This window comes from Nonomuraea sp. NPDC000554, assembly GCF_040300065.1.
Classification (GTDB): domain Bacteria; phylum Actinomycetota; class Actinomycetes; order Streptosporangiales; family Streptosporangiaceae; genus Nonomuraea.
Map to the genome: position 1 here is coordinate 1 of NZ_JBEPDC010000058.1, position 10,508 is coordinate 10,508.

Annotated in this window: 8 protein-coding genes and 1 tRNA gene; 5 read left to right on the forward strand and 4 right to left on the reverse strand. The window is 70.7% G+C overall.

What is annotated here, in order from left to right:
• Nucleotides 1–330 precede the first annotated feature (330 nt).
• Complete coding sequence (locus ABT294_RS50405) at nt 331–1,467, reverse strand: epoxide hydrolase family protein (RefSeq protein ID WP_350813690.1); 1,137 nt, start codon at nt 1,465–1,467, stop codon at nt 331–333.
• Between the two features lie 63 nt (nt 1,468–1,530).
• On the opposite strand from ABT294_RS50405, the gene ABT294_RS50410 reads away from it, so the two are divergent.
• The 3 genes from ABT294_RS50410 (at nt 1,531) to ABT294_RS50420 (ending at nt 4,585) form a co-directional block, all read left to right on the forward strand.
• Nucleotides 1,531–2,511: a helix-turn-helix transcriptional regulator gene (locus tag ABT294_RS50410; protein ID WP_350813691.1), complete on the forward strand. Its 981-nt coding sequence runs from the start codon at nt 1,531–1,533 to the stop codon at nt 2,509–2,511.
• A 323-nt stretch (nt 2,512–2,834) separates the two neighbouring features.
• Entirely contained in the window at nt 2,835–3,788 is a 954-nt protein-coding gene (locus tag ABT294_RS50415; RefSeq protein WP_350813692.1) for an ATP-binding cassette domain-containing protein, read from the forward strand.
• The gene (locus tag ABT294_RS50420; protein WP_350813693.1) at nt 3,785–4,585 is read left to right on the forward strand and encodes an ABC transporter permease; all 801 of its coding nucleotides are present in this window, start codon (nt 3,785–3,787) and stop codon (nt 4,583–4,585) included. Before ABT294_RS50415 ends, ABT294_RS50420 begins: the two co-directional genes overlap by 4 nt.
• Here ABT294_RS50420 and ABT294_RS50425 read toward each other — a convergent pair.
• Entirely contained in the window at nt 4,564–7,599 is a 3,036-nt protein-coding gene (locus ABT294_RS50425; RefSeq protein WP_350813694.1) for an AfsR/SARP family transcriptional regulator, read from the reverse strand. The genes ABT294_RS50420 and ABT294_RS50425 overlap by 22 nt on opposite strands.
• 163 nt (nt 7,600–7,762) lie before the next feature.
• On the opposite strand from ABT294_RS50425, the gene ABT294_RS50430 reads away from it, so the two are divergent.
• Nucleotides 7,763–8,332: a hypothetical protein gene (locus tag ABT294_RS50430; RefSeq protein ID WP_350813696.1), complete on the forward strand. Its 570-nt coding sequence runs from the start codon at nt 7,763–7,765 to the stop codon at nt 8,330–8,332.
• A 408-nt stretch (nt 8,333–8,740) separates the two neighbouring features.
• Here the strand turns inward: ABT294_RS50430 and ABT294_RS50435 are convergent.
• Nucleotides 8,741–8,814: transfer RNA gene (locus ABT294_RS50435), tRNA-Pro, on the reverse strand.
• A 63-nt stretch (nt 8,815–8,877) separates the two neighbouring features.
• On the reverse strand, nt 8,878–9,771 hold the full coding sequence (locus tag ABT294_RS50440) for a metallophosphoesterase (protein ID WP_350813697.1): 894 nt from the start codon (nt 9,769–9,771) through the stop codon (nt 8,878–8,880).
• A gap of 59 nt (nt 9,772–9,830) precedes the next feature.
• Here ABT294_RS50440 and ABT294_RS50445 point away from each other — a divergent pair, with 59 nt between their 5' ends.
• Nucleotides 9,831–10,286 carry a GatB/YqeY domain-containing protein gene (locus ABT294_RS50445; protein ID WP_350813698.1) on the forward strand — a complete coding sequence of 152 codons (456 nt, stop codon included), beginning with the start codon at nt 9,831–9,833 and terminating at the stop codon, nt 10,284–10,286.
• Nucleotides 10,287–10,508: the final 222 nt, after the last annotated feature.

The following is a 10,508-nucleotide window of genomic DNA, read 5'->3' on the forward strand; positions in this document are numbered from 1 at the left end:
CGCGGATCTGGGCCTCGACGGTGTGCAGTGCGTTGTTGTTCATGCAGGCCATCGTCGGACCTTGACCTTGGGGCAAGGTCAAGCCCGGAACAAAGGAAATCGGTGGTCGTCCATGCGAACGCTGACGACAGCCCCAGGAACGGACAGTCCTTCTCCTTCAAGCGCGGAACACTACGTCACGGATTCTGCTCCATGGCTACCGGGGCCCCGTCGACTGCCGAGGGCAAGGTCCGCTCGCACGCGCCGGACTACTTCGCCCGGCGCGGACGGTTCTGCGCTGGTGGTCGACTGCCGGCCGCTGGAGCGGATCAAGCCGCAGGATGCGGTAGGTCAGCGAACCAGCCGGAAGAACGCGCGGATATCGGTGACCAGCAGGTCCGGTGCTTCCATCGCGGCGAAGTGGCCGCCCCGGTCGAACTCCGACCAGTGGACCACGTTGTGCTCGCGTTCGGCGACGCGGCGGATCCCGGCGTCGCCTGGGAAGACCGCCACCCCGGCGGGAACCTCGGACTTCTCGACGGGCTTGCCCCAGTCGGTCGAGCCCTCCTTGTAGAGGCGGGCGGATGACCCCGCGGTGCCGGTGAGCCAGTAGATGGTGACGTCGGTGAGCATCTGGTCGCGGTCCACGGCCTCTTCAGGGAGGTCGTGAGCGGGGTCGGTCCACTCCTTGAACTTCTCCACGATCCAGGCCAGCTGGCCGGCGGGGGAGTCGTGCAGGCCGAAGGCCAGCGTCTGCGGGCGGGTCGATTGGATCACGGCGTAGCCCGAGCGGTCGTGGTCGGTGTAGAGGGCCAGCCGGGCCTGCTCTGCCTCCGTGAGACCCTCCAGCTCGTCAGGTTGGAAGGTCGGGAAGCCCAGAGCGCCGTTGACGTGGACGCCGATGACGTTGTCCGGGGCGACGCGGCCGAGCTCGGGAGAGACCACTGAGCCGGTGTCGCCTCCCTGGGCGCCGTACCGGTCGTAGCCGAGGCGGCTCATCAGCTCGGCCCAGGCGCGGGCCACCCGGCGCAGGTTCCAGCCGGTCTCGCGGGTGGGGCCGGAGAACCCGAAGCCGGGCAGGGATGGCGCCACCACATGGAAGGCGTCGGCCGGGTCGCCGCCGTGGGCGCGGGGGTCGGTGAGCAGGCCGATGATCTTCATGAACTCGGCGATCGAACCGGGCCAGCCGTGCGTGAGGATCAGCGGGAGCGCGTCCGGCTCGGGAGAGCGGACGTGCAGGAAGTGGATGTTCTGGCCATCGATCTCGGTGGTGAACTGCGGGTACTCGTTGAGCGCCGTCTCCTGCTTGCGCCAGTCATAGGCCGTCCGCCAGTACTCGGCCAGTTCCTTCGCGTACGAGGACGGGACGCCGTACGACCAGCCGGTGCCGGGCAGCTCGTCCGGCCAGCGGGTGCGGGCCAGGCGGTCGCGGAGGTCGTCCAGGTCGGCCTGCGGGATGTCGATGCGGAACGGGTTGATTTTCGCCATGCCCAAGACATTAGGAGCCGGCTAGGACGGATTCGGTCCTAGGTTGCGGGCAAGATTGAAAGCATGTTGGAGACCTCGGCTCGACTCCTCAGATTGCTGTCCCTCCTGCAGACCCACCGGGACTGGTCCGGCGCGGAGCTGGCGGAGCGGCTCGGCATCACGATGCGGACCGTACGGCGGGATGTGGACCGGCTGCGGGAACTGGGCTATCCCGTGCACGCCACGCCCGGCGCGCCGGGTTACCGGCTGGGCGCCGGGTCCGACCTGCCTCCGCTGCTGCTCGATGACGACGAGGCGGTCGCGGTCGCGGTGGGGCTGAGGACGGCCGCCGGCGGGACGGTCGCTGGAATCGAGGAGACGTCCGTGCGGGCGCTCGCGAAGCTCGAACGGGTGCTGCCCGCACGGCTGCGGCATCGCGTTCACGCGCTGCAGTCGATGACCGTGCCCATGACGGGGGCCGCGGCACCGGTGGACCCCGAGGTGCTGACCGCCATCGCCGCGGCCTGCCGAGATCATGAGGGACTGCGGTTCGACTACCGGTCGCATGAGGGTCAGGAGAGCCGCCGTTCAGCCGAGCCCCATCGGCTCGTGCATTCCGGGCGTCGGTGGTATCTCGTGGGCTGGGACATCGACAAGAAGGACTGGCGGACGTATCGGGTCGACCGGCTGCGCCTGAGGACGCCGAACGGGCCCCGCTTCGTCCCCCGGGACCCGCCCGACGAGGACCTCGCCGCCTACATGTCCCGGGCGATCTCCAGTGCTCCGTACCGCTATCAGGCGCGCTTCACCATGCACGCCTCGGCGGAGGTCGTGGCCGGGCACATGCCGCCCACGACGGGGACGGTGGAACCCGTCGACGCGGAGACCTGCGTCCTGCTGTGCGGTGCGAACAACCTCGACGAGATCGTCGTGTGGATCGCCCTGATGGACATCGGATTCGAGGTGCATGACCCGCCGGAGCTGGTCGAGCGGATCGGCGTCATGGCCGACCGTCTCCGAGCGGCATCAGAAACCACGGGTAAGGCCGGCCGGCCGCTCGGCTGAGAGGTCAGCGGGCGTCGCGGATCGTGTCCAGCTCGGCCCGGACATCGCGTCTATCGGAACCCAGGTCGAACGCACTGAGCAGATGGAGATCGTCATCGGTGCGCCGCCGACGTGTCGATCGGCATGATCGGCCCGCCGACAGGTAGACCTGAACAACTCCCGGCAAAACCGTCCAGAACAAGTTCCTCGGGCGTCGCGGGCGGCGGGTCGCGTAGCCGGTCGCGGTGGCCTACCTGACCTCCAGGGCTCGTGTCAGCGCGGTGTCTGCACCGTAACAGCGGACACCGGCATCGTCGTCCCATCGAGGAAGAGGAGGGACGACGATGCCTGCGATCCTGGCCGAAGGGCTGATCAAGCGATATGGGGACATGGTCGCGCTGGACGGGGTGAATCTGGAGGTGCCGGCGGGCCGGGTGGTCGCGGTGCTTGGGCCGAACGGCGCGGGCAAGACCACGACCGTCCGGATTTTGGCGACGTTGCTGCGCCCCGACGGTGGCCGGGCCGAGGTCGACGGATACGACGTGGTGCGGGATCCGGTGCGGGTACGCGGACTGATCGGGCTCACCGGGCAGTACGCCTCGGTGGACGAGGGCCTGTCCGGCACGGAGAACCTGGTCCTGCTCGGCCGCCTGCTCAACCTGAGCAGGCGCGAGGCCCGGGCCCGTGCCGCGGAGCTGCTGGAGCGCTTCGAGCTGACCGAGGCCGCCGGCCGGGCGATCAGCACGTTCTCCGGCGGCATGCGGCGCAGGCTGGACCTGGCGGCCAGCCTCGTCGGCCGGCCGCGGATCCTGTTCCTGGACGAGCCGACGACCGGCCTCGACCCGCACACCCGCAACGGGTTGTGGGACCTGGTCCGTGACCTGGTCGCCGACGGCACCACGGTCCTGCTCACGACGCAGTACCTGGAGGAGGCCGACCAGCTCGCCGACCGGATCACCGTGATCGATCACGGCCAGGTGGTCGCCGAGGGGCGGCCGGGAGAGCTGAAGCGCCGGATCGGCGGGCAGATCCTGCACGTGCGCCCGACGCTGGCCGCCGACCTGGACGCCGCCGCCCGCATCGTGGCCGAGCTCACCGGTGCGACGCCAAGCCGTGAGGAGCACACCGGGTTGCTCAGCGCGCCCGCCGCCGACCCGATGCTGGTCTCCGCCCTGGCCAGGCGGCTCGACCAGGCCGGCATCCCCGCCGACGAGTTGGGCCTGCGCCTGCCCAGCTTGGACGAAGTCTTCCTGGCCCTGACCGGCCGCCCCTCCGCCACCGAGAGGAGCGCGGCATGACCACGCCCACGTACGCCCCCGTCCGGGTGAGCCCGATGCATGCCGTACGGCACAGCCTGGCCCTTGCCGGACGCGGCGTCACCAAGCTCCGCAAGACCCCCGTGCAGCTCGTGGACGTCATCCTGACGCCGGTGGTGTTCCTGCTGATGTTCGCCTACCTGTTCGGCGGCGCGATCGCGGGCGGCGACCTCGACGGCTACCTGCGGGCGATCGTGCCGGGGATCATGGTGATGACCGTCTTCCAGGCCAGCGTCGGCATCGGTGTCTCGCTCAACGCCGACACCGGCACCGGCGTCTTCGACCGCTTCCGCAGCATGCCGGTGGCCCGCTCCGCGCCGCTGATCGGCGCCGTGCTGGCCGATCTGGTCCGCTATGCGGTCTCGCTCGCCGTGCTGCTAGGCCTGGCGCTGGTCATGGGCTACCGCATCCAGACCGGCCCGGTCGCCGCGCTGGCCGGCGTGGGGCTGCTGCTGGCCTTCGGGCTGAGCTTCGCCTGGCTGTCGGTCTACATCGGCATGCTGGTCAAGACGCCTGGCTCGGTGACCGGCCTGATGACGATCCTGATCCTGCCGCTCACGTTCGCCAGCAACGTGTTCGTCCCAACCCGGACCATGCCCGGCTGGCTGCAGGTCTGGTCGCAGGTCAACCCCGTCAGCTTGATGTCGGACGCCATGCGCGGGTTGCTGAACGGCGGCGCGGTCGTCGGACCGCTGCTGGGCGCCCTGGCCTGGATGGCGGTCGCGGTCGCGGTCTTCTTCCCGCTGGCGATGCGCGCCTACCGCAAGAGCGCCGCCTGACCCGCCCCTCCCGCCAGGACGCGGCCCGCCACGTGGTCGATCGCGTCCTGGCGCGGCATGGTCGTGCCCAGGGCGTACGCCTGGGCGTACCCATCCGCGCCCAGATGTGCGGTGAGCCGCTCGACCAGCGCCCGCAGTTCGGGCTCGCCGTGATCGAACTCCCCGCGGATGACGTGGCTCATGCCCAGCGCGGCGGCCGCGCCCCGCAGGTCGTCCTCCAGCGCCAGCACCCCCGCCAGCAGCTCGGCCGCCCAGGCCAACCCGGCGCTGTATCCCTGGGTGATCAGCGAGCCGACGGCGTCGGGCAGCAGCTTCCTGGCCTGTACGGCATCGCCCCCGGCGAGCCGGTTCTCCAGTCGGGTGCTCACGATCAGATCCCTGGCCAGCTCCGCCGGGATGGTGCCACGCCGGATCAGGGCCTCCAGTTCGTCCAGGGTCTGGTCGGCCCGCGCCAGATCGCCGGACAGGCGGTGCACGTTGGCCAGCCCGACCAGGATGTTCACCTCCATGCGGCGGTGACCGCGTTCCCTGGCCCGCTGGTGGGCTGCCTGGATGTCGCGCAGCGCGCCGTCGAGGTCGCCGCTGCGCCGGCGCTCCCGGGCGAGCCTGGCCCGGCCAAGGTAGAGGTAGTCCTCGGTCCCGAGCTCGGAGCTCAGCACCACGACCCGCTCGAAGGCGGCGATGGCGGGCCCGTGCTCGCCGCGCAGCGAGTGGTCGCGGCCCAGCGGCAGGAGGCTGATCACCAGCCCCCAGCGGTCGCCGACCTTCTCGAACCCGTGCAGCGCCGCCTGCCGCGAGGCGGCCCCCGAACGCAGGTCGCCCTCCTCGGTAAGCAGGAAGTCCCTGGCCCAGTGCGCGCAGGCCCCGACCCAGGGGTCGGGCGAGTCCAGCGCCTGCTCCAGATCGGAGTCCTCGGTGGGGAAGGCCAGCTGCGCCATCCGCATCAGCGGCCTGGCCGGGTGAAACTCCCTGGCTCCCGCCGAATCGACCTCCATGCTCGCCCTTACCAGGCCGAAGGTGGCCCTGGCCTGCTCGGGGAGCGCGCCGCCGTACCGGAGATAGGTTTCAAACTGGGTGCTCATCCCGCTGATGCCCCAGTACCAGAACATCGCGCCGACGAGGCGCGAGGCTGTCCCCTCGTCGCCGGCGGCCGCCGCGCAGCGCAGCGCGTGTGTCAGGTTCTCGTACTCGGCGTCGAAGACGGCGATCGCCGACAACTGGTCCCTGGTCCGCAGCATCGGCTCGTGCGCCTCCGCCAGCCGCAGGAAGTAGCCGATGAACGGCTCGCCTACCGCATCGCCGGACTCGGCCAGCCTGCCCAGCGCGTACGCGCGGACCGTCTCCAGCATCCGGTACCGGTCGCCCGACTCCTGCACGAGCGACTTCTCCACCAGGGAGCCGACCACGTAGACAATGTCCGCGACCGGCAGCGACGCGTCCGCGCACACCGCCTCCAGCGCGGGCAGCGTCGCGCCGCCGGGGAAGGCGGCCAGCCGCCTGGCCAGCACCCGCTCCTGCTCCGTCAGCAGATCCCAGCTCCACTCCACGACCGCCAGCAGCGTGCGCTGGCGCGGCAGCGCGGTCCTGCTGCCCGAGGTGAGCAGCCGGAACCGGTCGTCCAGCCGTCTGGCGATCTGGTCCACGCTCATCGAGCGCATCTTGGCCGCGGCCAGCTCCAGCGCCAGCGGCATGCCGTCCAGCCGCCAGCAGATCTCCACCACGGCCTCCGCCGTCGTCTCGTCGAGCGCGAACCCCGGCCGGACGCTCGCCGCCCTGTCCACGAACAGCCGTACGGCCTCCGCCTCCGCCGCCACGCTCGCGTCCCGGGGCACCTCCAGCGGGCCCAGGTGGCACAGCGCCTCCCCAGTGAGGGCCAGCGCCTCGCGGCTGGTGGCAAGGATCTTCAGCTGCGGCAGCCGTACCAAGAGCTGGTCGGCCAGTTCCGCGGCGGCCTCCACCAGGTGCTCGCAGTTGTCCAGCAGGAGTACGGCGTCGCCGACGTCGAGCAGCTCGCACACCCGGTCCAGCGGCGCGGCGTGGCCGTCCTTGTAGAGACGGCCGTCGGCGGAGTTCAGCGCGCTCAGCACCGACTCGGCGACCTGGTCGGCTGTGCTCACCCCGGCCAGCGAGACGAACCACACGCGCCCACGCCGGTAGGCCGGATCCCCGGCCACTGCCTCCAGCGACAGCCGGGTCTTGCCCGCGCCGCCCGGGCCCACGATCGTGACCAGCCGAGCGGCCGACAGCAGGGCGCCCACCTGCTCCAACTCCCCGGCGCGGCCGACGAAGCTGGTCAGCTGGGCGGGCAGACGGCTCGGGGCCGCCTCCGCCTGCGCCGCGGGCTGCTCGATCTCGCCCCGCAGCAGCGCGAGGTGGATGTCCTGCAGCGCAGGGGCGGGATCGGCCCCGAGCTCATCGCCCAGCCGGGCGCGAATCTCCTCGTAGACCGACAACGCGTCCGCCTGGCGGCCGACCGCCGCCAGGGCGCGCATCCGCAGCCCGGCCAGCCGTTCGCTCAGCGGGTTGGCGGCAGCCAGACTCTCCAGGTCGGACAACGCCTCGGCATGCCTGCCCAGGCGCAGCTCGACGTCGATGCGGTCCTCGGAGGCGGCCTGCCGGAGGTTGTGCAACCTGGTGGCGACGGGATCGGCGAACGGCGCCTCGCGCACGTCGGCCAGGGCGACGCCCTGCCACAAGGCCAACGCCGCGGCCAGCGTGGCGGCGGCCTCCTTGTGCCTGCCCTCGGCCAACTCGCGCCGCCCGCGGCCGAGAAGCTCCTCAAATCGGGCGGCGTCCACGTCCTGGGCGCGCACCGACAGCCGGTAGCCGCCGGCCACCAGTTCCAGACTGGCGGCCCCGCCCAGGACCCTGCGCAGCCGTGACACCAGCCCCTGCAGCGCGCTGGCGGCTCCGGCGGGCGACTCCTCGCCCCACAAGTCGTCGATCAGCGAGTCGGCCGAAACGGGACGGCCCGGATCCAGCGCGAGCCTGGCCAGCAGCATCCGCAATCGCACGCCCCTGATTTCCAGGGGCTCCCCGCTGTCCAAATAGGCATTTACCGGACCAAGCGTCACAACTCTCACGGCTGTAGCCTGCCAGACACGGCTGATATCCCGAGACAGGCCTTGTTAGTCCTGGCTCAGCCCCGTATCAGCGGGCGGCGCGATCGTCTGAGTCATGGAAATCACCAAGCGCCGTCCCCGCACCGTCACCCTCGCCGGCCTCCTGCAGGTGCTGTTCGCCCTCGCCTTCCTGATCGCCCCCGTCGCCGGGCTCATCTTCGGCGCCGACGTCCAAGCCGCAGCAGAAGCCGAACTCACCAGGCAAGGTCTCTCCCCCTCCATCCTGGCTCAGAACAACGTCCACTTCGACGAGGGCGGGTACGCGCTGGTGCTGCCCGTCAGCACCGCTCTGATCGCCGGACTGCTGGCCTGGCTCAACCTGGCCGGCAAGCGCGCCGGCCGGATCCTCACGCTGATCCTCCAGCCGATCTTTCTCGCGCTCGACGTGTTCATCCTCACCAGCCAGGCGTCCAAGGTGCAGTACCTCCAGTCCATCGTCGGCGAAGGCGCGAACGCGCAGGCGGTCCTCGACGCCGCCGACCACGCATACCCGGCCTGGCTGCTACCCCTCTCCGAGGGCCGCCTGATCTTCACGCCGCTGGCCTCGATCGCCGTCATCATCCTGCTGCTGCTCCCATCCGCCCGTGCCTACTTCCGCAAGCGACCGGCGGTCCAGGCGCTGTAGGCCGCCGTTCGGAGGCCCAGGCGATGCGGGGCCGCGCCGCCGCCAGCGCCTGGCCGATCCGCTCCGTACTCGTCCCGTCGATTCGCAGCAGCGCCTCGGCCCGGGCGATCAGGCACCAGCGGCGGCCGATGTCACCGCGGCCTACCCTGCGGGTGCCGGTTCATCATCGGGCCAGGTCAAGCCACATACCGGTACTCCTTCAGGAGGGCACGCGGGCACCAGCGTCACAGAGGCGATCTACCGGCACCAGCTCAAGCGGTGATCGCCAAGGGCGCCCACACCATGAACACAATCTTCGGCGACAAGCCGACGGGTTGAGTCCGAGCCAGATAGCTCCCATCGACTTCCAGAAACGGAAAAGGGCCCGACCCGCTTAGCGGATCAGACCCTCTACCTGGCCAAACTGTGTCGGGGTGGCGGGATTTGAACCCACGACCTCTTCGTCCCGAACGAAGCGCGCTGCCAAGCTGCGCTACACCCCGGTGCACACCGTCTTGCGCGTGCTTGGGAAAGTCTAGCGGACTTCGCGGGTGCTTGTGACCGCCTCAGCGGCGCGGGACGAGGGTCAGGAGCGAGGCTTCCGGGAAGCAGGCGAAGCGCGCCGGGGCGTACGGCGAGGTGCCGAGCCCGGCCGAGACGTGCAGCCAGGCGGAGTCGTGGCGGTGCAGGCCCTTGACGCGGGCCGTGTCGATGCCGCAGTTGGTGACCAGGGCGCCGTAGAAGGGGATGCAGAGCTGTCCGCCGTGGGTGTGGCCGGCCAGGAGGAGCTGGTAGCCGTCGGCCGCGAAGCGGGTCATGTTGCGGGGTTCCGGGGAGTGCATGACGCCCAGACGGAGGTCGGCGTCGGCCGGGGCGGGGCCTGCCACCAGGTCGTAGCGGTCGCGGTTGATGTGGCTGTCGTGGATGCCCGCCACCGCCACGTCCAGGTCGCCGACCTTGATGCGGGCCGTGGTGTTGTTCATGTCCAGCCAGCCCTCGGCCGCCATGCCCGCGCCGAGCTCCTCCCACGGCAGCGAGGGGACGTGCTGGCGGCGGTCGTTCCTGGACGTCCGCCACAGGTAGCGGGCCGGGTTCTTGGGCTTGGGCGCGTACAGGTCGTTGGAGCCGTACACGAACAGCCCGGGACGCGACAGCAGCGGCTCCAGGGCGTGCAGGAGCGACGGGACCGCGTCGACGTGGGCGATCGAGTCGCCGGTGTTGACGACCAGGTCGGGCTCGAGGTCGCCGAGCGAGCGGACCCAGTTGATCAGCATCCTGCGGCGCGGCGTCAGGTGCAGGTCCGACAGGTGGAGGATGCGTACGGGACGCTGCCCGCGCTCCAGCACCGGGACGTCGAAGCGGCGCAGCCGGAACCAGTTCCGCTCCACGACCGAGGCGTAGCCCAGCCCGGCCACGCCGAGACCGAGCAGGGACAGGGGCACTGCGACGGCTTTCCTCACCTCTTCATGATGCCCGACATCCGGCACGGGCCGTCCGCGTTGACGGCAAGATGGACGTCATGAGCGCAATGAAGGACAAGCTGAAGGCCGACCTGACGGCCTCGCTGAAGAGCCGGGACGAGGTCCGTCTCCGGACGATTCGGATGGCGTTGGCGGCGGTGAACGTCGAGGAGGTCGCCGGCAAGGAGGCCAGGGAGCTCTCCGACGACGAGATCATCAAGGTGCTGACCAAGGAGGCCAAGAAGCGGCGCGAGGCGGCGGAGGCGTTCGGCAACGCGGGCCGCGCCGAGCAGGCCCAGGCCGAGCTGGACGAGCAGGCGGTGCTGGAGGAGTACCTGCCCGCGCAGCTCTCCGACGAGGAGCTGGGGCGGATCGTCGACGAGGCCATCGCGGAAACCGGCGCGTCGGGGCCGCAGGCGATGGGCCAGGTCATGAAGGTGGTCAACCCGAAGGTGGCCGGGCGGGCCGAGGGCGGGCGTGTCGCGGCCGCCGTCCGGTCCCGGCTGACCTCCTAGGCAGGCCCACGCCGGGGGCATGAGGCAGCGTGCGTGACGCCCAAAGAGGCCCACACGACCCCAAAAGGCTCACGCCGGACGTGCCTGCCACCTGGCGGCCTGCGCACACGAGAAGGCCCCCGCCGAACCTTAAGTTCTAGGGATCGTCGCAACACCCCAGCTCGGGGGATGCGATGGACTTCGAGATCCGTAAGGACCGCAAACCGCAGGGGCCGAAGAAGC